The organism is Kitasatospora sp. NPDC088264 (assembly GCF_040685715.1).
Lineage (GTDB): Bacteria > Actinomycetota > Actinomycetes > Streptomycetales > Streptomycetaceae > Kitasatospora.
In genome coordinates this window covers 71,825-94,111 of sequence record NZ_JBFBIR010000013.1, presented here as the reverse complement: position 1 = coordinate 94,111, position 22,287 = coordinate 71,825, and the positions used below count along the sequence as shown (strand labels likewise).

The following is a 22,287-nucleotide window of genomic DNA, read 5'->3' as shown; positions in this document are numbered from 1 at the left end:
CCGTCCGTCCTGCCTATGGTCGGGGGATGACCACTCGAACCTTCCGCATCATGGTGCGCGGCGTCTTCGACGACCTCAGCGTCGAGCAGCACGCCGAACTCCTCGCCCGCGCGCCCGAACACGACGTGCTGCGCGCGGCCTTCACCCGCGAGGGACACCTCAGCTACGACCTCGGCGCGCGGGCCGCCTTCACCTTCCGCTTCCTCGACTCGGGCGAGGCGGAGGAGGACATCCTGGCGGCGGCCGAGCGGGCCGAGCAGGCGGCACGGGCCTGGCTGGCCGAGCGCGGCTACGGCTACAAGAACCTGCGGTCCCAGGCCGAGGACCTCTCGCAGGCACCGCTCGGCAAGCGGCAGCGCCGCGCCGCCAACGCCGGCTAGCCCCCTCCCCCCTCCCGCTACCTCCTTGACGGCTCGCCGCACCGGTATGCTTGAGTAGTCAAGGAGGTAGCAATGACAGATCCGCACGCCGACCCGCACACGAACCCACAGGTCGACCAACAGGCCGACCCGGGCACCCGACCCGACCCGCTGGACACCGCCCTGCGGCTGGTCCGCGCCCAGGCGGCCGTGGCCAAGCGCTTCGACGCGAGCCTCGGCGGCCTGCACGGCGTGAGCCTGTCCGACTTCACCCTGCTGCTCCACCTCGGCCACGCCCCCGGCGGCCGGATGCGCCGGGTCGACCTCGCCGAGGCCCTCGGCCTCACCGCCTCGGGCGTCACCCGCGGACTGGCACCGCTGGAGCGGATCGGCCTGGTGAGCCGGGAGGCGGCGGCCCGCGACGCCCGGGTCGCCTACGCGGCCCTGACGCCGACCGGCCGCGACCGGCTCGCCGAGATGCTGTACACGGCCCGGAAGGTCGCCGCCGACCTCTTCGCGGCCGACCAGTGGAGCCCCGACGACCTCGACCGCCTCGCCGTCCTGCTCACCCGCCTCGGCGGCACCGCCCCCGACCAGCGGCCGGGGGCGGCCACAGCCCGCGACTAACGGACTGTTGAACCGTCGGACTGTCGGACTGTCGGACTACGAAACCGCCAGATCCCGAACGGCGCCGCGTACCGCACCGTCCCGGCGCCTAGGCTGAGCCCGGCACCCCTGCACCCCGGCACCGCCGCACCACCGCGAAGGGCAGCAACCCCATGACCCACACCCCCGGACAGCAGCCCGGCCAGGAACCCGCCCCCGACCTGACCGTCGACGGCACCGGCCTGCTCTGCGTCCAACTGCTGCTGCGACTGCGCGCCCGGATCGCCGACCTGCCCGCCGGCGCGGTGGTGCACATCCACACCACCGACCCTGCCGCCCCCCTCGACCTGCCCGCCTGGTGCCACCTGACCGGCCACGACTACCTCGGCCCCGTCCCGCACCCGGCCACCGACCGCGAGGTGTACGCCCTGCGCCTCACCGCCGCGGCCCGCCCGACCCGCGCCGACCGCCCCTGGCACCCCGCGCCGACCCCGGCCACCGACTGACCACCCCGGCCCCCGCCCTCGGCCCGAAAGCCCCGCGCGCCCCCGCCCACCGCCGGCCGCCCGGCTCCCTTCGGCGGTCCGGTGTGCCACGATGGGGAGAGCCGAACGGCCAAGCCTCACAGGGAGGTTGACCACCATGGATCCGATCCTCAGCTGCCACTGGCACGACCAGGACGGCGAGTGGGCACTGTCCGTCAGCCGCAACGGCGACGGCTGGGAGCTGCTCGCCGCCGCGCCCCGCTGGTCCGAGTCGCTCCCGTTCGCCGGGCCGGACGACGTCCGCCGGCTCGCCCAGGCGCTGCTGGACCTGCCGTCCGATCCGGAGCCGTACGAGTTCGAATGGCGGCTCTCCCGGACGGAGTTCGAGCGCACCGAGAACGAGCGCACCCACTTCGCGACGCTCGCCGTCGGGCTGGACCCCACCGACGGCCACCGCCCCTACCTCGCCTACCAGTCGTACTACCACTTCGGGCAGGCGAGCGGGCTCGGCCTGGAGGTGATCTGCGAGGACCCCCCGGTCGACTGCCTCCGCGCCCAGGCCCACGCCCTCCTCACCGACCTCCCCGGGCCCACGCCCGCCCGGCCGCAGCCCCCCTCACCCGGCTGAGCGCACCGCCCTCCCCAGTCCCCCCGGATCACGGGATCACCGGATCACCGGATCACGGGATCACCGGATCACGCCGTCCGCCGCAGCAGCGCCAGGTACATCGCGTCCGTCCCGTGCAGGTGCGGCCAGAGCTGCACGTCCGGCCCGTCCCCGAGCGCGGGGACGCCGGGCAGCAGCGGGCGCGCGTCGATCCACTCGACCCGGCCGCCCTCGGCCCGCAGCACGTCGTCCACGACGGCCCGGGTCTCCGCGAGGTGCGGCGAGCAGGTCGCGTACCCGACCACCCCGCCGACCCGGGCGGCGTCGATCGCCGAGCGCAGCAGGTCCCGCTGGAGCGGGCCGAAGGCCGCGACGTCGGCGGGGCGGCGGCGCCAGCGCGCCTCCGGGCGGCGGCGCAGGGCGCCCAGGCCGGAGCACGGCACGTCGACCAGCACCCGGTCGAAGCCTCCGGAGCGCCAGGCCGGGCGGGTGCCGTCCGCGGTGATCACCGCGTACGGGCCGGGGTTGCCCTCCAGCGCCCGGGCGACCAGCCGCGCGCGGTGCGGCTGCTTCTCGCTCGCGACCAGCCCGGCGCCGCGTTCGGCGGCCAGCGCCGCGAGCAGCGCGGCCTTGCCGCCGGGGCCGGCACAGCCGTCCAGCCAGAGCCGGTCCGGGCCGTCCAGCGGGGCGTTGGCCAGGGCGAGGGCGACCAGCTGGCTGCCTTCGTCCTGGACGCCCGCCCGGTTGTCCCGGACGGCCTCCAGCGAGCCCGGGTCGCCGCCTTCGGCGAGCCGCAGCGCGAACGGGGACCAGCGGCCGGGCTCGGCCTCGGGCAGCGCGTCGGCGAGTTCGCCGACGTCGACCCGGCCGGGGCGGGCGACGAGGGTCACCTCGGGCCGGGCGTTGTCGGCGCGCAGCAGGTCCTCCAGGGCGCTGCGCCCGGAGGCGTCGGGCTGCCAGCGGCCGAGCGAGTCCCAGAGCGCGGAGACGACCCAGCGCGGGTGCGAGTGGACGACGGCGAGGTGGTCCTCGGCGTCCTTCTCGTACGGCGGGGCGACCTTCTCGATCCAGGCGTCCAGGTCGTGGGCGCTGATCCGGCGCAGGACGGCGTTGACGAACTTGGCCTTGCCGTCGCCGAGCACCACCCGGGCCAGCTCGACGGTGGCCGAGACCGCCGCGTGGCTGGGGATGCGGGTGGTGAGCAGCTGGTGGGCGCCGAGCGAGAGCACGTCCAGGACCGGCGGGTCGACCTTGCCGAGCGGCCGGTCGATGCAGGCGGCGATGATCGCGTCGTAGGTGCCCTGAAGGCGCAGGGTGCCGTAGACGAGCTCGGTGGCGAGGGCGGCGTCGCGCCGGTCCATGCCCTTCTGCTCGGCTTCGCGGAGCAGCGACGGCAGGATCAGGTTGGCGTACGCGTCGCGCTCGTCGACGGCGCGCAGCGCGCGGAACGCGACGATCCGGGCCGGGTCCTTCTTCGGGCGGCGGTGCGGGCGGGGGGCGCGCTGGGCGCTGGGGGTGGTCACAGGGTGCCTCAAGGTGCTGCGGTGGTTATCGGTGGTTATCAGAGGATTATCAGTGGTTATTGGACGAACAGTAACGCTAAACCTGAGCCTCAGCCCTCGGAGCCGAAGCGCTCCCCGGACTCCAGCCGCGCCCCGCGCGCCCAGTCCGCCGCCCGCATCTCCTTCTTCCCCTGCGGGCGGACCTCCCCGAGTTCGACCTCGTGGCTGCCCGTCCCGACCCGCACGCTGTTCTTGCCGACCACGGCCAGCTCCCCGGGCGCCAGGGCGGACGAGTCGGTCAGCAGCTTCACCGGCCCGGTGATCTTCAGCCGCTCGCCGCGGAACTCCGTCCAGGCGCCGGGCGCCGGGGCGCAGCCGCGCACCACGCGGTCGATCCGCAGGGCGGGGTGGCTCCACTCGACGCGCGCGTCCTCGACGGTGATCTTCGGGGCGAGCGTGACGCCCTCGGCCGGCTGCGGGAGGGCGTGCAGGGAGCCGTCCTCGATGCCGTCCATGGTGGCGGTGAGCAGGCGCGCGCCGGACACCGAGAGGCGGGTGAGCAGTTCGCCGCTGGTGTCGGTCGGGCGGATCTCCTCGGTGATCACGCCGTAGACCGGACCGGAGTCCAGGCCCTGCTCGATCAGGAAGGTGGCCGCGCCGGTGACCTCGTCGCCGGCCAGCACGGCGTGCTGGACGGGGGCCGCGCCGCGCCAGGCGGGCAGCAGCGAGAAGTGCAGGTTGACCCAGCCGTGCTTGGGGATCTCCAGGGTGCCGGGGCGCAGGAGCGCGCCGTAGGCGACCACCGGGCAGCAGTCGGGGGCGAGTTCGGTGAGCCGGGCGACGAACTCCGGGTCGCTGGGCTTCGCCGGCTTGAGGACCTCGATCCCGGCCTCCTCGGCGCGCTGGGCGACGGGGCTGGCGACCAGCTTGCGCCCTCGCCCGGCGGGGGCGTCGGGGCGGGTGACCACCGCGACGACCTCGTGCCGGTCGGAGGCGAGCAGGGCGTCCAGGGCGGGAACGGCGACCTCGGGGGTGCCGGCGAAGACGAGACGCATCAAGTGCCTTTCTGCAAAAGAACGTTGGAGATCAGAGGGTTCAGCGCGCGGCGCCGAACGTGCTGTGCGGGGAGACCTTGACGACCGGCGCGGGCGCGCCGCCCCAGTCGGTGTCACGGATCGCCTTCAGCGCGGCCTTGCGCTGCTCGCGGTCGAGCCGGTCGATGAAGATGATGCCGTCGAGGTGGTCGGTCTCGTGCTGGATGCAGCGGGCGAGCAGCTGGGTGCCCTCCAGGGTGACCGGATCCCCGTACATGGTGAAGCCCTTGGCGACCACGCCGTAGGCGCGCTTGGTGTCGTAGCGCAGTCCGGGCAGCGAGAGGCAGCCCTCGGGGCCGTCCTGCTCCTCCTCGGTCAGCGACAGGTCCGGGTTGATCAGGTGCCCGGTGACACCGTCCACGTGGTAGGTGAACACCCGCAGGGAGACGCCGAGTTGGGGCGCGGCGAGGCCGGCGCCGGGGGCGTTGAGCATGGTTTCGGTGAGGTCGCCGACCAGGGTGCGCAGTTCCTTGTCGAACGTGGTCACCGGCTGGGCGGTGGCCCGCAGGACGGGGTCTCCGAAGAGCCGGATCGGCTGGATCGCCACGGGTACGGGCTCCTGTCCGTCGAGGGTGCGGGGCTGCGGGCAACTACGGGTTCCCGGCAAGTCTATGCAACGCACCGCGCCCGCCGCCCATGCCCTCACCCGGCTCCTCACACCGCCCCGAACGCCCCTCCCCCACCCCGGCACCGGCTTCTGGCATATCCCGAGTGTGCCCGGCGGCGTTACCCCGGCCCCCGCTTCGGCGTTGGTCAAGTGAGATTGACCGGGGCCGGGCGCACGGGACACCGCGCCCCGGCCGAGCCGAACCGTACGGAAGGTGGCACGTAGGCCATGGCCGAGCAGATCAACCACGACGCCCGGGCGCGGGCGAGCCTGCACCTGCTGGTGCGGGACATCGAGCGGGTGAGGCGGCAGGTCGACGCGCTGCGGACGCTCACCGCCCAGTTGGGCAACGTCTACCGTCCGCGCCGGCCCAGCACGTCGGCCGGCTTCGTCGTGTACGGGCGGGCGCCCGCGCCGACCGTGCGCCTGGCGCAGGAGCTGAGGGAGAGCGTGGAGACCCTGGTCGCGGCGGCGGTCGAGTTCGACCGGGCCCTGGGCTTCTCCTGGGACTCGGTGGGCTCGGCCCTCGGGGTCACCAAGCAGGCCGTGCACCGCCGGTACGGGATGCGCCGCCCGACCAGCGAACTCCTCGCCGCCAGCGGCGCCGTCCCGGGCCAGAGCCGCCCGGACCGCTCGGAGGAGCTGCCCGCCGCGCCGTCCGGCGGCCTGGCGGCGACCGTCCCGGCGGCCCGCCAGGGCGGCCTGGACCGCAGCAGCCTCGACCGCACCGCCCTGGAGCGCGGCAACCTCGACCGCACCGCCCTGGAGCGCGGCACCCTGGAGCGCACCGCGCTCGACCGCACCACCCCGGAGCGCGGCACCCTCGACCGCCCCCCGGTCGACCGCACCACCCCCGAGCGCACCCCGGTCGACCGCACCGGCATCCCGCTGCGCGGCTGACGCCGCCGTCCGACCAGCGCCATCCGGGGCGGGGTGGCCACTCACCCCGCCCCCGCCGGCCTCACCCGATGTCGGTCGGATCCACCCGCACCCGTACCGCCTCCGGCGTCCGCAGCGCGATCCGCGCGATCTGCGCCGCCTTGAGGGCCGCCGCCAGCGCCGCCCCCTGCCCGGGCGGCACCCTCAGCAGCGCGCGCTCCTGTTCCTCCCCGCGCAGGGCCGGGGCCGGTACCGGCCCGAGCACGTCCGCCTCCGAGGGCAGCCGGATCAGCCCCAGCAGGTCGGCCACGGCCGCCGGGCTGCCGCTGACCGACGCCATCCGCGACACCGGCGGGAAGTGCAGCTGCGCCCGCTCGTCGCGTTCCAGCCCGGCGTGGCCCAGCGGGTCCCAGCGGACCAGGGCCTGCACCGGCCGCGCCGACGGCTCGGCGACCACGACCACCGAGCCGCCCTCCTCGGCGGACCGGACCAGCGCGGCGGCCGTCAACCAGAGCCGCAGCGTCTCCTCCCCGGCCCGCAGGTCGGGCCGGCCGAGCAGCGCCCAGCCGTCCAGCAGCAGCGCGGCCCCGTACCCGGTACCACCGTCCACCACCGGCTCCGCACCGGGCGTGGAGATCACCAGCGACGGCTCGTCCGGGACGGTGGCCAGCACCGCGTCCCGCCCGGAGGTGCGCACCGGGATGCGCGGGAACGCCTTGCCCAGTTCCTCCGCCGTGCGCCGGGCGCCGACCACCTGGGCGCGCAGCCGGAACGAGCCGCACTCGGGGCAGTGCCAGTCCGTCTCCGCCTCCCCGCACCAGCCGCAGTTCAGCGCGGCGTCGGCCGCGGGCGCCTCCAGCGGGCCCTCGCACCGCCGGCACCGGGCGGGGGTGCGGCAGCGCCCGCAGGACAGCCGGGGCACGTAGCCGCGCCGGGGCACCTGGATGAGCACCGGGCGCCCGGCGGCCAGCGACTCCCGGGCGGCCTCCCAGGCCACCGAGGGCAGCCGGGCGGCCTGGGCGGCGCCGTCGCGGTGCTGGTCCTGGTCGGTGACGGTCCGCACCCGCGGCGCGATCCGGCGCACGGTCTCCCGGTCGGCGGTCAGCGGGCGGGCCCACCCGGTGCTGACCAGCTGCGCGCCCTCCACCGTGACGGCGTGGCCGCCGAGCAGCACGGCCGCGCCCTCGTCGGCGGCGCGCAGCAGCGCGACCTCGCGCACGTGCGGGTGCGGGGCGCGCGGGTCGCTGTGGCTGTTGTCGCCGTCGGACCAGACGACGACCAGCCCGAGGTCGCGCACCGGCGCGAACATGGTGGCGCGGGTGCCGATCACGGCGTGCACCGAGCCGCGGCTCACCGCCAGCCAGCGCCGGTAGCGCTCGCGCGGGCCGAGGTCGGCCTCCAGGGCCACGTGCCGGCCCGCGCCGAGCAGTTCGGTGAGCGCCTGGTCGACCCGGGCCACCGACCGCCCCTCGGGCAGCACGACGAGCGCGCCGCGCCCGCCCGCCAGCGTGGCGGCGACGGCGCGCGCGATCTCGTACGGCCAGCCGGGGCCGGGCAGCGCCGCCCAGACGGCGCGCGGCGAGCCGCCGTCGGCCAGCGCGGCGAGGAAGTCGGGCCCGGCCGGGTAGCGCTGCCAGCCCCCGGGGGCGGGGGCCGGGGGGCGCGGGAGCGCCGGCGGCGAGGCCTCGGCCTCGGCCTTGGCGTGGCGGGGCGGGACGGCCAGTTGGAGGACGTCGGCGAGGGTGCCGGCGTAGCGGTCGGCGACGGTCCGGCAGAGCCGGAGCAGCTGGGGGGTGAGCACGGGCTCGGGCGACAGCACCTGGGCGAGCGGGGCGAGCGGGCCGGGGAAGTCGCTCTTCTCCAGTCGGGCGACGATGAACCCGTCGTGCAGTTCCCCGCCCTCGCGCTGGCCCTTCACCACGCGCGCGCCGAAGCGCACCCGCACCCGGGCGCCCGGGCGGGCCTCCTCGGCCATCGCGGCCGGCACCTCGTAGTCGAAGAACTTGTCGATGGTGAGCACGCCCTTGTCCACCACGACCCGGGCCACCGGCAGGTGCTCGGCCCGCTTGGCGCCGCGCCACGTCCGGGGTTTGGCCCGCTTGACCGTCTCCCGGATGAACGCCAGCTGCTCCGGCTCGGCCCCGTTCTCCGTGTTCTCCGTCTCCCCTGTGCTGCTCATCGCCCCCAGTACTACCAGGTCACACCGACAGAACGCACAGAAGCGGCGCCCACCCCGCCCGGGGGTAGGCGCCGCTTCCGGACGATCAGGCCGTTCAGTCCTTCACGGCCGCCTTCAGCTGCTCCACCCGGTCGGTGCGCTCCCAGGTGAACTCGGGCAGCTCACGGCCGAAGTGGCCGTACGCCGCGGTCTGGGAGTAGATCGGGCGCAGCAGGTCCAGGTCGCGGATGATCGCGGCCGGGCGCAGGTCGAAGACGTCGGTGACGGCCTTCTGGATGGTCAGCACCGGCACGGTCTCGGTGCCGAAGGTCTCGACGAACAGGCCCACGGGCTCGGCCTTGCCGATCGCGTACGCGACCTGCACCTCGGCGCGGCGGGCGAGGCCGGCGGCGACGATGTTCTTCGCCACCCAGCGCATCGCGTACGCGGCCGAGCGGTCGACCTTGGACGGGTCCTTGCCGGAGAAGGCGCCGCCACCGTGGCGGGCCATGCCGCCGTAGGTGTCGATGATGATCTTGCGGCCGGTGAGGCCGGCGTCGCCCATCGGGCCGCCGATCTCGAAGCGGCCGGTCGGGTTCACCAGCAGGCGGTAGCCCTCGGTGACCAGCTTGATGCCCTGCTCGGCGAGCGCCTTCAGCTCGGGCTCGACCACGAACTCGCGGATGTCCGGGGTGAGCAGCGACTCCAGGTCGATGTCACTGGCGTGCTGGGTGGAGACCACCACGGTGTCGAGGCGGACGGCCTTGTCGCCGTCGTACTCGATGGTGACCTGGGTCTTGCCGTCGGGGCGCAGGTACGGGATGGTCCCGTTCTTGCGGACCTCGGTCAGGCGGCGCGAGAGGCGGTGCGCGAGGGTGATCGGCAGCGGCATCAGCTCGGGCGTCTCGTCGGACGCGTAGCCGAACATCAGGCCCTGGTCGCCGGCGCCCTGCTTGTCCAGGTCGTCCTCGTCGCCTTCGACCCGAGCCTCGTACGCGGTGTCGACGCCCTGGGCGATGTCGGGCGACTGCGCGCCGATGGACACCGACACGCCGCAGGAGGCGCCGTCGAAGCCCTTCTTGGAGCTGTCGTAGCCGATCTCCAGGATCTTGTCCCGGACGAGCTGGGCGATCGGCGCGTACGCCTTGGTGGTCACCTCGCCGGCCACGTGCACCTGGCCGGTGGTGATGAGCGTCTCCACGGCGACCCGGGAGGTCGGGTCCTCCCGGAGGAGAGCGTCAAGGATGGTGTCGCTGATCTGGTCAGCGATCTTGTCGGGGTGTCCCTCGGTGACGGACTCCGAGGTGAACAGGCGGCGAGACACAGCGCTCCCTGGGGTTGCAGCGGCTGCTGACTGAAGGCCCCCGGCGAACCGGGGACATCCGGAAAGACTTGATTCCTGGAGTCTAACGGGATGCCTCCGCCGAACGTCACCCGCTTCCGGAAATCGCGACCGATCTCCAGCAGGGCTTGATCAGCCGCCGATCGTTTCCAGCCGCTTGACGACCAGGTCCCAGACCACGTCCGCCAACGCCTCCTTCGGGCCCACCGGAACGGCCGTCTCACTGCCGTCCGAGCCCAGTACCACGGCCTCGTTGACGTCCGTCCCGAAGGCCTTGCCGTTGCCCACCTCGTTGACGACCAACAGGTCGCAGCCCTTGCGGGCGAGCTTGGCGTGGCCGTTGGCGAGCACGTCGTCGGTCTCCGCCGCGAAACCCACCACGAGTTGGCCCGAACGGGCGCGGTGCGCCGCCAGCTCGGCCAGGACGTCGGGGTTGCGGACGAGGGCGACCGGCGCCGGCTCGACCCCCTCGACCTTCTTGATCTTGCCGCTGGCGTACTCGGCGGGCCGGAAGTCCGCCACGGCCGCGGCCATGACCACGGCGTCGGCCGACGCGGCCGCCTTCAGCGCCGCCTCGCGCAGCTCCAGCGCGGTCGAGACGTGCACCACGTCGACCCCGGCCGGGTCGGCGAGCTCCGCGTTGGCCGAGACCAACGTCACGCGCGCCCCACGGGCCGCGGCCGTCACGGCGAGCGCGTAGCCCTGCTTGCCGGAGGAGCGGTTGCCCAGGAAGCGCACCGGGTCCAGCGGCTCGCGGGTGCCGCCGGCCGAGACCACCACGTGTCGGCCCGCCAGGTCGGTCGGGGCGGCCCCGCCCCGGCGCAGCACGGCCCGGCAGGCGTCGAAGATCGCGGACGGCTCGGGCAGCCGCCCCTTGCCGGTGTCCTTGCCGGTGAGCCGCCCGACGGCCGGCTCCAGCACGATCACGCCCCGGCGGCGCAGCGTGGCGACGTTGTCCCGGGTGGCGGGGTGCTCCCACATCTCGGTGTGCATGGCGGGCGCCAGGACGACCGGACAGCGGGCGGTGAGCAGGGTGTTGGTGAGCAGGTCGTCGGCGAGGCCGTGGGCGGCCTTGGCGATCAGGTCGGCGGTGGCGGGGGCGACCACGACCAGGTCGGCCTGCTGGCCGATCCGCACGTGCGGCACCTCGTGCACGCGCTCCCAGGTCTCGGTGGCGGCCGGGCGGCCGGAGAGCGCGGCCCAGGTGGCTTCGCCGACGAAGTGCAGCGCGGCCTCGGTGGGCACCACGGTGACCTGGTGGCCGGACTCGGTGAACCGGCGGAGCAGCTCGCACGCCTTGTAGGCGGCGATGCCGCCGCTGACGCCGAGGGCGACGCGCGGCGCGTCCGCCGACCCGCTCCGGTCCGAAGTCGCGCTCATACTCCCGCTCTCCTCCACTCCTGGGACGTGCACACCCTACGGCCCCTCAGCCACCGCGCGCACCGTGGTCGATCCCACAGCCCCCGGGAACGCCGAAGGGCCCGGCGGAAACGATTCCGCCGGGCCCTTCCACAAGCTTCGGAGACCGCCTCAGGCGGCTTCGATCGCCTCGGCGGTCAGCATGCCCGCGTTGATCTCGCGCAGCGCGATCGACAGCGGCTTCTCGTGCACGTGGGTGTCGACCAGCGGGCCGACGTACTCGAGCAGGCCCTCACCGAGCTGGGAGTAGTACGCGTTGATCTGGCGCGCGCGCTTGGCGGCGTAGATCACGAGGCTGTACTTGGAGTCGGTGGCCTCAAGCAGCTCGTCGATCGGCGGGTTGATGATGCCCTCGGGCGCGGTCATGGAAGAGGACACGCGAAAACCTTCCGAAAGGGTGGAAAAGACAGACAGGTCAGGCTACACCGAGCAAGGCTAGCAGTTCGGCCGCTACCTGCTCGACGGAGGTGTTGACAAGGGTCGTGTCGAACTCGGGCTCGGCCGCGAGCTCGACCTTGGCCGCCTCCAGCCGCTTCGCGATCACGTCCTGCGACTCCGTGCCCCGACCGGTCAGCCGTCGGACCAGCTCGTCCCAGCTCGGCGGGGCCAGGAAGACCAGCTGCGCCTCGGGCATCGACTCGCGCACCTGGCGGGCGCCCTGGAGGTCGATCTCCAGCAGGACGGGCTCGCCGCGCTCCAGCTTCTCCAGCACCGCCGAGCGCGGGGTGCCGTAGCGGTTGCCGGCGAAGACGGCCCACTCCAGCAGCTCGCCGTTGGCGATCAGCTTGTCGAACTCGTCGTTGTCGACGAAGTGGTACTGGACCCCGTTCTGCTCGCCCGGCCTCGGGTGCCGGGTCGTCGCCGACACCGAGAGCCAGACCTCGGGGTGCTGCTTCCTCATATGAGCGACGACCGTGCTCTTGCCGACCCCCGAAGGGCCGGAGAGCACGGTCAGCCGCGGACGCTCACTCATGCACCGATTATCCCGGATCGCGGACGGTCCCGGGACCACGGGGCACGGTCAGGCGGCACCGCCGCCGAACTCCCGCTCCAGGGAGGCGATCTGGTTCGTACCGAGGCCGCGGACGCGCCGGCTCTCGCTGATGCCGAGGCGTTCCATGATCTGCTTGGCACGGACCTTGCCGACGCCGGGAAGGGACTCCAGCAGTGCGGAGACCTTCATCTTGCCGATGACGTCGTTCTCGGCCTTTCCGGCCTTGATCACCTCGTGCAGGGAGGCGCCGGAGTGCTTGAGCCGGTTCTTGACCTCGGCGCGCTCCCGGCGAGCCTCGGCGGCCTTGGCGAGCGCGGCGGTGCGCTGTTCAGGGGTAAGGGGCGGAAGAGCCACGCCGTTCACCTCAGGGTGTGGAAGGAAGGGATTGAGCTATGACTGGTTTGGATCCCAGGACACCGTCCGCAAGGGGAACCAGAGGGCCCTTGACCTGCGGGAGCTACGGGTTTCGCGGCTCGCCGATGACCTATCGCCGGACACTACCCGGATTGCGGCGCCACGTCAGGAAAAGAACACGAAAAGTCCTGGTCAGCCAAGGCCGACCAGGACTTTCCAGGGCAAAATGACCGCGATTGCGAAACTTTGACACCGCCAATGTGACGGCGCTCACGTCAACTCCGGGGAGGTCCGGGGACCCTCGCCGGGCTGCGCACACTGCGCAGGGTCATCGCCCCGCTACGCGCTCGCGCCCTCGATCGCCGCTACTTCACCGCGTCCGCGTACTCGCCGACGAACCGCTCGGCCGCCGAGCGCAGGGCCGCCACCGACGGACCGTGCTTGAGCACGTCCCGGCTGACGCTCGGCACCACGTTGATCACCGCGGCGCCGAACACCCGCGGCAGGTCGGCCATCGTCGCGCCCTGGGCGCCGATCCCGGGGGCCAGCAGCGGGCCGTTGATGGCCAGTTCCACGCCCGCGTCGGCGAGCGTCGCGCCGACGACCGCGCCGAAGGAGCCCAGCGGGGCGGCGTCGCCGTTCTCCGCCGCCAGCTGCCGCAGCACCGAGGCCGCGACCGACTCGCCGTCCGCGCCGACCGCCCGCTGCACCTCGTGGCCCTCCGGGTTGGAGGTGAGCGCCAGCGCGAACACGCCGCAGCCCTGCGCGCGGGCCAGGTCGAGGGCCGGGCGCAGCGAGCCGAAGCCCAGGTACGGGCTGACCGTGACGGCGTCCGAGAACAGCGGGCTGCCGGGCGACAGGAAGGCCTCCGCGTAGGCGGCCATGGTGGAACCGATGTCGCCGCGCTTGGCGTCCATCAGGACCAGCGCGCCGGCCGCCCTGGCCTCCTCGACCGACTTCTCCAGCACCGCGACGCCCTTGCTGCCGAAGCGCTCGAAGAAGGCGGCCTGCGGCTTGAGCACGGCCACCCGGTCGGCCAGCGCCTCGACGACGGTGCGGCTGAAGGTCTCCAGGCCGGCAAGGTCGTCGCCGAGCCCCCAGGCGGCGAGCAGGGAGGCGTGCGGGTCGATGCCGACGCAGAGCTGGCCGCGGGTGTCGAGGGCCTGGCGCAGCCGGGCGCCGAACGGGGCGAGGGTCATGTCGTCCTTCCGGAAGGTCGTGGGGAGGCCGCACGGAGGCCGTACGGGAGGTCGTGCGCGGCTCGTACGGGGCGTCGTACGAGCCGGGGCCGCACGGTGGTTCAGGAGGCGGCCCTGGTGCCGTCGACGGCACTGCCGACGGCGGCGGCCAGGTCGCGGAAGCCCGCGGCCCGGATCCGGGCGGAGAGGCCCCGGTGGATCCGGCGGCACCAGAACGGGCCCTCGTAGATGAAGGCGCTGTAGCCCTGGACGAGGTCCGCGCCGTGGACGATCCGCTGCCAGGCGTCCTCGGCGGTCTCGACGCCGCCGACCGAGACCAGCGTCAGCCGGCCCCCGGTCCGGGCGCGCAGGCGCTGGAGCACCTCCAGGGCGCGGGCCTTGAGCGGGGCGCCGGACAGGCCGCCCATGCCGATCTCCTCGACCCGGGCGGCGTCGGCGCGCAGGCCCTCGCGGCCGATCGTGGTGTTGGTGGCGATGATGCCGTCCAGGCCCAGTTCCAGGGCGAGGTCGGCGACCGCGTCGACGTCCTCGTCGGCCAGGTCGGGGGCGATCTTGACCAGCAGCGGGACGTGGTGCGCGGTGGTGCGGTCGGCGGCCTCGCGGACGGCGGAGAGCAGCGGGCGCAGGTGGTCCACGGCCTGGAGGTTGCGCAGCCCGGGGGTGTTCGGCGAACTGACGTTGACGACCAGGTAGTCGGCGTACTTGGCCAGCCGCTCGGTGGACTTGACGTAGTCGGCGACGGCGTCGGCCTCCTCGACCACCTTGGTCTTGCCGATGTTGACGCCGATCACCGGGGTGGAGCTGGTGTGCGGGCGGGCGGCGAGGCGCGCGGCGACCCGGGCCGAGCCCTGGTTGTTGAAGCCCATCCGGTTGATCAGCGCGCGGTCCTCGACCAGGCGGAACAGCCGGGGCGTCGGGTTGCCCGGCTGGGGCTCGCCGGTGATGGTGCCGATCTCGACGTAGTCGAAGCCGAGCATCGCCAGGCCGTCGATGCCGACGCCGTTCTTGTCGAAGCCGGCCGCCAGGCCGAACGGCCCCGGCAGGTCGAGGCCGAGGGCGGTGGTGTGCAGCGCCCGGTCACGCGGGGCGAGCACCAGCCGCACCAGCGTGCGCAGGCCGGGCACCGAGGAGGCGAGCCGGATCCAGAAGAAGGCGAGGTGGTGGGCCTTCTCGGGGTCCATCTTCTTGAAGACGAGGTCGAACAGCAGCTTGTACAAAAACCCAACTCCCGGATCAGGGCCCGGATCTGGGCGTGAGCACCCGGATCAGGGCATGGAAGTGGGGGGCACCCGGCCGGCCTCGGTGCCCCCCACTGCGGTGGTGCTACTTGCGGCCGGCGTTGATCAGCGCGGCGTGCTCCTGGAGCGACATCACCCCGACCTCGTCGCGCAGCAGCGCGTCCATGCCCTGGACGGCCGCGCCCATCGCCTGGACCGTGGTCAGGCAGGGCACGCCGCGGGACACGGCGGCGGTGCGGATCTCGTAGCCGTCGAGGCGCCCGCCGGTGCCGTACGGCGTGTTGATGATGAGGTCGACCTCACCGTCGTGGATCAGCTGGACGATGGTCCGCTCGCCGTTGGGGCCCTCGCCCTCGCTGTGCTTGCGCACCAGCGTGGACGGGATGCCGCCGCGGTGCAGCACCTCGGCGGTGCCGGCGGTGGCGAGCACCTCGAAGCCGAGGCCGACCAGCGCGCGGGCCGGGAAGACCAGGTTGCGCTTGTCACGGTTGGCGACCGAGACGAAGACCTTGCCCTTGGTCGGCAGCGCGCCGTAGGCGCCGGCCTGGGCCTTGGCGTAGGCCGTGCCGAAGACCTTGTCGATGCCCATGACCTCGCCGGTCGAGCGCATCTCCGGACCGAGCACGGTGTCCACGCCGCGGCCGTGGATGTCGCGGAAGCGGCTCCACGGCATCACGGCCTCCTTGACCGCGATCGGCGCGTCGGCCGGCAGCGTGCCGCCGTCGCCCTCGGCCGGGAGCAGGCCCTCGGCCCGCAGTTCGGCGATGGTGGCGCCGAGCGAGATCCGGGCGGCGGCCTTGGCCAGCGGCACGGCGGTCGCCTTGGAGGTGAACGGCACGGTGCGGGAGGCGCGCGGGTTGGCCTCCAGCACGTACAGGATGTCCCCGGCCAGTGCGAACTGGATGTTGATCAGGCCGCGGACGCCGACGCCGCGCGCGATGGCCTCGGTGGAGGTGCGCAGGCGCTTGATGTCGTAGCCGCCGAGGGTGATCGGGGGCAGCGCGCAGGCGGAGTCGCCGGAGTGGATGCCGGCCTCCTCGATGTGCTCCATGACGCCGCCGAGGTAGAGCTCGGTGCCGTCGTAGAGCGCGTCGACGTCGATCTCCACCGCGTCGTCGAGGAAGCGGTCGATGAGCACCGGGTGCTCGGAGATCAGGCCGGCGTGGCGCTCCAGGTAGGAGGCGAGCGAGGCCTCGTCGTAGACGATCTCCATGCCGCGGCCGCCGAGCACGTACGACGGGCGGGCGAGCACCGGGTAGCCGATCTCGTCGGCGATGGCCTTGGCCTCGGCGAAGGAGAAGGCGGTGCCGTGCTTGGGGGCGGGCAGGCCGGCGTCGCGCAGCACGCGGCCGAAGGCGCCGCGCTCCTCGGCGAGGTCGATCGCCTCGGGCTGGGTGCCGACGATCGGCACGCCGTTGTCCTTGAGCGCCTGGGCCAGGCCGAGCGGGGTCTGGCCGCCGAGCTGGACGATCACGCCGGCCAGCGGGCCGGCCTGCTGCTCGGCGTGGACGATCTCCAGCACGTCCTCCAGGGTGAGCGGCTCGAAGTAGAGCCGGTCGGAGGTGTCGTAGTCGGTGGAGACGGTCTCCGGGTTGCAGTTGACCATCACGGTCTCGTACCCGGCGTCGGCCAGCGCGAAGGAGGCGTGCACGCAGGAGTAGTCGAACTCGATGCCCTGGCCGATGCGGTTCGGGCCGGAGCCGAGGATGATCACGGCCGGCTTGGTGCGCGGGGCGACCTCGTTCTCCTCGTCGTAGGACGAGTAGAAGTACGGGGTCTTGGCGGCGAACTCGGCGGCGCAGGTGTCGACGGTCTTGAACACCGGGCGGATGCCGAGCGCGTGCCGGACCTCGCGGACGACGTCCGGCTTCAGACCGCGGATCTCGCCGATCTGCTGGTCGGAGAAGCCGTGCCGCTTGGCGTGGCGCAGCAGCTCGGGGGTGAGCTCGGCGGCCTCGGTCAGCTCGCCGGCGATCTCGTCGAGCAGGAAGAGCTGGTCGACGAACCACGGGTCGATCTTGGTGGCCTCGAACACCTCCTCCGGGGTGGCGCCGGCCCGGATGGCCTGCATCACGGTGTTGATCCGGCCGTCGGTCGGCACGACTGCCTTGACCAGCAGCTCGGCCTTGTCGCCGACCGGGCCGGTCCAGGAGAACTGGGAGCCCTTCTTCTCCAGCGAGCGCAGCGCCTTCTGCAGCGCCTCGGGGAAGTTGCGGCCCATGGCCATGGCCTCGCCGACCGACTTCATGGTGGTGGTCAGCGTGGCGTCGGCGCTCGGGAACTTCTCGAACGCGAACCGGGGGACCTTCACCACGACGTAGTCGAGGGCCGGCTCGAAGGAGGCCGGGGTCTGCTCGGTGATGTCGTTGGGGATCTCGTCGAGCGTGTAGCCGACGGCCAGCTTGGCGGCGATCTTGGCGATCGGGAAGCCGGTCGCCTTCGAGGCCAGCGCGGAGGAGCGCGACACCCGCGGGTTCATCTCGATGACGATGACCCGGCCGTCGTCGGGGTTGACGGCGAACTGGATGTTGCAGCCGCCGGTGTCGACGCCGACCTCGCGGATCACGGCGATGCCGATGTCGCGCAGGATCTGGTACTCACGGTCGGTGAGGGTCATCGCCGGGGCGACGGTGATCGAGTCACCGGTGTGCACGCCCATCGGGTCGAAGTTCTCGATGGAGCAGACGACCACGACGTTGTCGTTCTTGTCGCGCATCAGCTCCAGCTCGTACTCCTTCCAGCCGAGGATGGACTCCTCCAGGAGCACCTCGGTGGTCGGCGAGAGGGCCAGGCCCTGGCCGGCGATGCGGCGCAGGTCCTCCTCGTCGTGGGCGAAGCCGGAGCCGGCGCCGCCCATGGTGAAGGAGGGGCGCACGACGACCGGGTAGCCGCCGAGCGTGTCGACGCCGGCCAGCACGTCGTCCATCGAGTGGCAGATGACCGAGCGGGCGGACTCGCCGTGGCCGATCTTGGCGTTGACCGCCTCGACGACGCCCTTGAACAGCTGGCGGTCCTCGCCCTTGTTGATCGCCACCACGTCGGCGCCGATCAGCTCGACGCCGTACTTCTCCAGCGTGCCGGCCGAGTGCAGGGAGATCGCGGTGTTGAGCGCGGTCTGCCCGCCGAGGGTCGGCAGCAGCGCGTCGGGGCGCTCCTTGGCGATGATCCGCTCGACGAACTCCGGGGTGATCGGCTCGACGTAGGTGGCGTCGGCGATCTCCGGGTCGGTCATGATCGTGGCCGGGTTGGAGTTGACCAGCACGACCCGCAGGCCCTCGGCCTTGAGGACGCGGCAGGCCTGCGTGCCCGAGTAGTCGAACTCGGCGGCCTGGCCGATCACGATCGGGCCGGACCCGATCACCAGGACGGACTTGATGTCAGTGCGCTTAGGCACGCTGGCCCTCCATGAGCTTCACGCTGTGCTTGTCGTCGCCTCGCATGAGCTCGACGAACCGGTCGAAGAGGTAGGCCGCGTCGTGCGGGCCGGCCGCCGCTTCGGGGTGGTACTGCACGCTGAAGGCGGGGACGTCGAGCGCCTGGAGGCCCTCGACCACGTCGTCGTTGAGGCAGACGTGGGAGACCTCGACCCGCCCGAAGGGGGTGTCGCTCACCCGGTCCAGCGGTGCGTCCACGGCGAAGCCGTGGTTGTGCGCGGTCACCTCGACCTTGCCGGTGGTGCGGTCCTGCACCGGCTGGTTGATGCCGCGGTGGCCGTACTTGAGCTTGTAGGTGCCGAAGCCCAGCGCGCGGCCGAGGATCTGGTTGCCGAAGCAGATCCCGAAGAACGGGGTCCCGCGCTCCAGCACGCCCTGCGCGACGGCGACCTGGTGGTCGGCGGTGGCCGGGTCGCCCGGGCCGTTGGAGAAGAACACGCCGTCCGGCTGGACCGCGTAGAGGTCCTCCAGGGTGGAGTTGGCCGGCAGCACGTGCACCTCGATGCCGCGCTCGGCCATCCGCTGCGGGGTCATCCCCTTGATGCCGAGGTCCAGCGCGGCGACGGTGAACTCCGCAGTGCCGATGGGCAGGGCTTCGCCGCCGGGACCGATCGCGGGCACGACGTACGCCTCGGTGGTGGCCACCTCGGCGCACAGGTCGGCGCCCTTCATCTCGGGCGACCGCTGCACCCGGGCGAGCAGTTCGGCCTGGTCGGTCAGCGCCTCGCCGGAGAAGATGCCGCAGCGCATCGCGCCGCGCTCGCGCAGGTGGCGGGTGAGCGCCCGGGTGTCGATGCCGCTGATGCCGACGACGCCCTGGCGGACGAGTTCCTCGTCCAGCGAGCGGGTGGAGCGCCAGTTCGACGCCACCCGGGCGGGGTCGCGCACGACGTACCCGGCGACCCAGATCCGCTTGGACTCGTCGTCCTCGTCGTTCCAGCCGGTGTTGCCGATCTGCGGGGCGGTCATCACGACCACCTGGCGGTGGTACGACGGGTCGGTGAGGGTCTCCTGGTAGCCGGACATGCCGGTGTTGAAGACGGCCTCGCCGAAGGTCTCGCCGGTCGCGCCGTAGGCCTCGCCGCGGAAGGTCCGGCCGTCCTCCAGGACGAGCACGGCGGGGGTGCGCTCCCGCCGTCGGCGCTGCGTGGTGGGGGCAGGTGCGGTCATTGAGCGGCCTCTTCCGTCTTCGTCTTCGTACGTGTTGCGAGTTGGGCGATCGCCTCGACCCAGGCGGCGTGCTCGTCCGGGTGGTCGGCCCGGAAGCCCGAGTCCAGCTCGGTGCCCTCGTGCGTCCAGGTGACGACGAGCAGCCCGGCCGGGACGACCTTGCCGGCGATCCCGGAGTCCGTGCGGGCACCGGTCAGGTGTCCGGCCGGGATCCAGAGGTCGACGTCACCGGGGCGCCGCACCAGCAGGCCGTCCTCGCCGAGGGTGAGGTCGGCGCGGCTGCGGGTGCCCAGGCCGTGCGCGACGACGCGGTCGAGCCAGTTCCCGGCGGTGGTGGAGCCGTGGTACCGCCCGCTGGTCTCCAGGATGGTCCGCCCGGCGCCGGCCGGCACGGCGGGCAGCGGCGGGATGCCGGACTGGAGGGTGCGCCGCCAGTTCCAGCCCTGCCGCATCAGCCAGTAGACGAGCCCGATGACGATCAGCAGGCCGACGGCCCAGCCGATGTACCCGGGCCAGTTGGTGACCTTGGCCTGCTCCTGGGCGAGCGCGGCCGGGCCGGTCACGCCGCCCCACCCTGCTCGGCCAGCTCGCCGGCCAGCACGGTGGCGCGCCCGCGCAGGAAGGTGGCGTGCACCCGTCCGGGCAGGTCAAGGCCCTTGTAGGGGGTGTTGCGGCTACGGGTGGCGAAGCTGTCCGGGTTCACGGCACCACGGTACGCGGGATCGAACAGCACCAGGTTGGCCGGCTCACCGACCGAGACGGGACGGCCCTGTCCGGCGAGACGGCCGATCCGGGCCGGGCGGTGCGACATGCGGTCGGCGACGCCCTCCCAGTTCAGCAGGCCGGTGTCCACCATGGTCTGCTGCACGACCGACAGCGCGGTCTCCAGGCCGACCATGCCCATCGCGGCGACGGCCCACTCGCAGTCCTTGTCCTCGTCCGGGTGCGGCGCGTGGTCGGTGGCGACGGCGTCGATGGTGCCGTCCGCGAGCGCCTTGCGCAGCGCCTGGACGTCCTCGGCGGTGCGCAGCGGCGGGTTGACCTTGTAGACCGGGTCGTAGGAGCGGACCAGCTCGTCGGTGAGCAGCAGGTGGTGCGGGGTGACCTCGGCGGTGACGTCCCAGCCCTTGGCCTTGGCCCAGCGGATGATCTCGACCGAACCGGCGGTGGAGACGTGGCAGACGTGCAGCCGGGAGCCGACGTGCGCGGCGAGCAGCACGTCCCGCGCGATGATCGACTCCTCGGCGACGGCCGGCCAGCCGCCGAGCCCGAGCTCGCCGGAGACCTGGCCCTCGTTCATCTGGGCGCCTTCGGTGAGCCGCGGCTCCTGGGCGTGCTGGGCGACGACGCCGTCGAAGGCCTTGACGTACTCCAGGGCGCGGCGCATCAGCACCGCGTCGTCCACGCACTTGCCGTCGTCGGAGAAGACCCGCACGTTCGCGGCGGACTCGTGCATCGCGCCCAGCTCGGCGAGCTTGTTGCCCTCCAGGCCGACGGTGACGGCGCCGACCGGCTGCACGTCGCAGTAGCCGGCCTCCTGGCCGAGCCGCCAGACCTGCTCGACCACGCCGGCGGTGTCGGCCACCGGGGTGGTGTTGGCCATCGCGTGCACGGCGGTGAAGCCGCCCATCGCGGCGGCCCGGGTGCCGGTGAGCACGGTCTCGGCGTCCTCGCGGCCGGGCTCGCGCAGGTGGGTGTGCAGGTCGACGAGACCGGGCAGCACGATCAGGCCGCCGGCGTCGATCTCGATGTCCGCCTCGACCGCCAGGTCGGTGCCGATCGCCTTGATCACACCGTCGGCGAGGTGGAGGTCCTGCGGGGCACCGCCGAGGATCTGGGCGTTGCGGATCAGGTAGGTGGTCACTGAGCGGTCTCCACGGAGTCGGTGCGGGCGTCGTTGAGGGTGGCTCCCCCGAGCAGCAGGTACAGGACGGCCATCCGGACCGACACGCCGTTGGCGACCTGCTCGACCACGGTGCAGCGCGGCGAGTCGGCGACCTCGGCGGTGATCTCCATGCCGCGCACCATCGGGCCGGGGTGCATCACGATGGCGTGCTCGGGCAGCTGGGACATCCGGGTGCCGTTCAGGCCGTAGCGGCGGCTGTACTCGCGCTCGGTCGGGAAGAACGCGGCGTTCATCCGCTCGCGCTGCACCCGCAGCATCATCACCGCGTCCGTCTTGGGGAGCACGCGGTCCAGGTCGTAGCTGACCTCGCAGGGCCAGTTCTCGATGCCGATCGGCAGCAGCGTCGGCGGGGCGACGAAGGTCACCTGGGCACCGAGGGTGGTCAGCAGGTGCACGTTGGAACGGGCGACCCGGCTGTGCAGGATGTCGCCGACGATGGTCACCCGGCGCCCGGCGAGGTCGTGGCCCAGCCCGGCGTTGAGGTGGCGGCGCATGGTGAAGGCGTCGAGCAGCGCCTGGGTGGGGTGCTCGTGGGTGCCGTCACCGGCGTTGATCACACTGCCGTGCAGCCAGTCGGACTGGGCGAGACGGGCCGGCGCGCCCGAGGCGTGGTGCCGGACGACGACCGCGTCGGCGCCCATCGCCTGGAGGGTGAGCGCGGTGTCCTTGAGGCTCTCGCCCTTGGAGACCGAGGAGCCCTTGGCGGAGAAGTTGATGACGTCGGCGGAGAGCCGCTTCTCGGCGACCTCGAAGGAGGTCTTGGTGCGGGTCGAGTCCTCGAAGAAGAGGTTGACGACGGTCCGGCCGCGCAGCGTGGGCAGCTTCTTGACGGCCCGTCCGGAGAGCTGGGCCAGCTCCTCGGCGGTGTCCAGGATCAGCAGCGCGTCGTCGCGGGTGAGATCGGCGGCGGAGACGAGGTGGCGCTTCACGCGGG

The 22,287-nt window shown here is 73.1% G+C and carries 20 protein-coding genes and 1 pseudogene; 5 read left to right on the top strand and 16 right to left on the bottom strand.

The features are described from left to right. Positions 1 to 26: 26 nt before the first annotated feature. The 4 genes from AB0O82_RS13510 to AB0O82_RS13495 all read left to right on the top strand — a co-directional run bounded on the left by AB0O82_RS13510 (position 27) and on the right by AB0O82_RS13495 (position 2,078). The gene (locus AB0O82_RS13510; RefSeq protein WP_363583164.1) at positions 27 to 380 is read left to right on the top strand and encodes a DUF6204 family protein; all 354 of its coding nucleotides are present in this window, start codon (positions 27 to 29) and stop codon (positions 378 to 380) included. Between the two features lie 72 nt (positions 381 to 452). Beyond that, positions 453 to 986 (top strand): MarR family winged helix-turn-helix transcriptional regulator, encoded by a 534-nt coding sequence (locus AB0O82_RS13505; RefSeq protein ID WP_363583162.1) that lies wholly within the window; start codon positions 453 to 455, stop codon positions 984 to 986. Positions 987 to 1,138: 152 nt separating this feature from the next. Next, on the top strand, positions 1,139 to 1,471 hold the full coding sequence (locus AB0O82_RS13500; RefSeq protein ID WP_363583160.1) for a sulfurtransferase TusA family protein: 333 nt from the start codon (positions 1,139 to 1,141) through the stop codon (positions 1,469 to 1,471). Positions 1,472 to 1,607: 136 nt separating this feature from the next. Then, positions 1,608 to 2,078: a hypothetical protein gene (locus AB0O82_RS13495; protein ID WP_363583158.1), complete on the top strand. Its 471-nt coding sequence runs from the start codon at positions 1,608 to 1,610 to the stop codon at positions 2,076 to 2,078. Positions 2,079 to 2,146: 68 nt separating this feature from the next. Here the strand turns inward: AB0O82_RS13495 and AB0O82_RS13490 are convergent, their stop codons facing one another. The 3 genes from AB0O82_RS13490 to def form a co-directional block, all read right to left on the bottom strand. Beyond that, positions 2,147 to 3,580 (bottom strand): transcription antitermination factor NusB, encoded by a 1,434-nt coding sequence (locus AB0O82_RS13490; RefSeq protein ID WP_363583156.1) that lies wholly within the window; start codon positions 3,578 to 3,580, stop codon positions 2,147 to 2,149. Between the two features lie 89 nt (positions 3,581 to 3,669). Further along, positions 3,670 to 4,614: a methionyl-tRNA formyltransferase gene (gene fmt, locus AB0O82_RS13485; protein ID WP_363583154.1), complete on the bottom strand. Its 945-nt coding sequence runs from the start codon at positions 4,612 to 4,614 to the stop codon at positions 3,670 to 3,672. 40 nt (positions 4,615 to 4,654) lie between these two features. Next, a complete protein-coding gene (gene def / locus AB0O82_RS13480; RefSeq protein ID WP_063346750.1) occupies positions 4,655 to 5,200 on the bottom strand; it encodes a peptide deformylase in 546 nt (181 codons plus the stop codon). 288 nt (positions 5,201 to 5,488) lie between these two features. On the opposite strand from def, the pseudogene AB0O82_RS13475 reads away from it, so the two are divergent. After that, positions 5,489 to 5,851 (top strand): annotated as a pseudogene (locus AB0O82_RS13475) (hypothetical protein); the annotation flags it as partial. A gap of 370 nt (positions 5,852 to 6,221) precedes the next feature. On the opposite strand, the gene AB0O82_RS13470 reads toward AB0O82_RS13475, so the two are convergent. The 13 genes from AB0O82_RS13470 to AB0O82_RS13410 form a co-directional block, all read right to left on the bottom strand. Then, positions 6,222 to 8,318 carry a primosomal protein N' gene (locus AB0O82_RS13470; protein WP_363583152.1) on the bottom strand — a complete coding sequence of 699 codons (2,097 nt, stop codon included), beginning with the start codon at positions 8,316 to 8,318 and terminating at the stop codon, positions 6,222 to 6,224. Between the two features lie 94 nt (positions 8,319 to 8,412). Next, positions 8,413 to 9,621: a methionine adenosyltransferase gene (metK, locus tag AB0O82_RS13465; RefSeq protein ID WP_350877833.1), complete on the bottom strand. Its 1,209-nt coding sequence runs from the start codon at positions 9,619 to 9,621 to the stop codon at positions 8,413 to 8,415. A 150-nt stretch (positions 9,622 to 9,771) separates the two neighbouring features. After that, on the bottom strand, positions 9,772 to 11,019 hold the full coding sequence (gene coaBC, locus AB0O82_RS13460; protein ID WP_363583150.1) for a bifunctional phosphopantothenoylcysteine decarboxylase/phosphopantothenate--cysteine ligase CoaBC: 1,248 nt from the start codon (positions 11,017 to 11,019) through the stop codon (positions 9,772 to 9,774). A 150-nt stretch (positions 11,020 to 11,169) separates the two neighbouring features. Further along, positions 11,170 to 11,436: a DNA-directed RNA polymerase subunit omega gene (rpoZ, locus tag AB0O82_RS13455; RefSeq protein WP_030240625.1), complete on the bottom strand. Its 267-nt coding sequence runs from the start codon at positions 11,434 to 11,436 to the stop codon at positions 11,170 to 11,172. A 37-nt stretch (positions 11,437 to 11,473) separates the two neighbouring features. Continuing rightward, positions 11,474 to 12,031 carry a guanylate kinase gene (gmk, locus tag AB0O82_RS13450; RefSeq protein ID WP_350877834.1) on the bottom strand — a complete coding sequence of 186 codons (558 nt, stop codon included), beginning with the start codon at positions 12,029 to 12,031 and terminating at the stop codon, positions 11,474 to 11,476. 48 nt (positions 12,032 to 12,079) lie between these two features. Further along, positions 12,080 to 12,406: an integration host factor, actinobacterial type gene (gene mihF / locus AB0O82_RS13445; RefSeq protein ID WP_063346755.1), complete on the bottom strand. Its 327-nt coding sequence runs from the start codon at positions 12,404 to 12,406 to the stop codon at positions 12,080 to 12,082. Between the two features lie 365 nt (positions 12,407 to 12,771). After that, positions 12,772 to 13,605, bottom strand: a complete 834-nt coding sequence (pyrF, locus tag AB0O82_RS13440; protein ID WP_350877835.1) for an orotidine-5'-phosphate decarboxylase — start codon at positions 13,603 to 13,605, stop codon at positions 12,772 to 12,774. 101 nt (positions 13,606 to 13,706) lie between these two features. Further along, a complete protein-coding gene (locus tag AB0O82_RS13435) occupies positions 13,707 to 14,822 on the bottom strand; it encodes a quinone-dependent dihydroorotate dehydrogenase (protein ID WP_363583148.1) in 1,116 nt (371 codons plus the stop codon). A 106-nt stretch (positions 14,823 to 14,928) separates the two neighbouring features. After that, positions 14,929 to 18,237 carry a carbamoyl-phosphate synthase large subunit gene (gene carB, locus AB0O82_RS13430; protein ID WP_363583146.1) on the bottom strand — a complete coding sequence of 1,103 codons (3,309 nt, stop codon included), beginning with the start codon at positions 18,235 to 18,237 and terminating at the stop codon, positions 14,929 to 14,931. After that, positions 18,230 to 19,447 carry a glutamine-hydrolyzing carbamoyl-phosphate synthase small subunit gene (gene carA, locus AB0O82_RS13425; RefSeq protein WP_363583144.1) on the bottom strand — a complete coding sequence of 406 codons (1,218 nt, stop codon included), beginning with the start codon at positions 19,445 to 19,447 and terminating at the stop codon, positions 18,230 to 18,232. Before carA ends, carB begins: the two co-directional genes overlap by 8 nt. Then, entirely contained in the window at positions 19,444 to 20,010 is a 567-nt protein-coding gene (locus AB0O82_RS13420) for a hypothetical protein (protein ID WP_363583142.1), read from the bottom strand. The genes carA and AB0O82_RS13420 overlap by 4 nt, the downstream gene beginning before the upstream one ends. After that, positions 20,007 to 21,311: a dihydroorotase gene (locus AB0O82_RS13415; protein WP_363372726.1), complete on the bottom strand. Its 1,305-nt coding sequence runs from the start codon at positions 21,309 to 21,311 to the stop codon at positions 20,007 to 20,009. The genes AB0O82_RS13420 and AB0O82_RS13415 overlap by 4 nt, the downstream gene beginning before the upstream one ends. Next, on the bottom strand, positions 21,308 to 22,282 hold the full coding sequence (locus tag AB0O82_RS13410) for an aspartate carbamoyltransferase catalytic subunit (protein WP_363583140.1): 975 nt from the start codon (positions 22,280 to 22,282) through the stop codon (positions 21,308 to 21,310). The genes AB0O82_RS13415 and AB0O82_RS13410 overlap by 4 nt, the downstream gene beginning before the upstream one ends. Between the last annotated feature and the right edge of the window lie 5 nt (positions 22,283 to 22,287).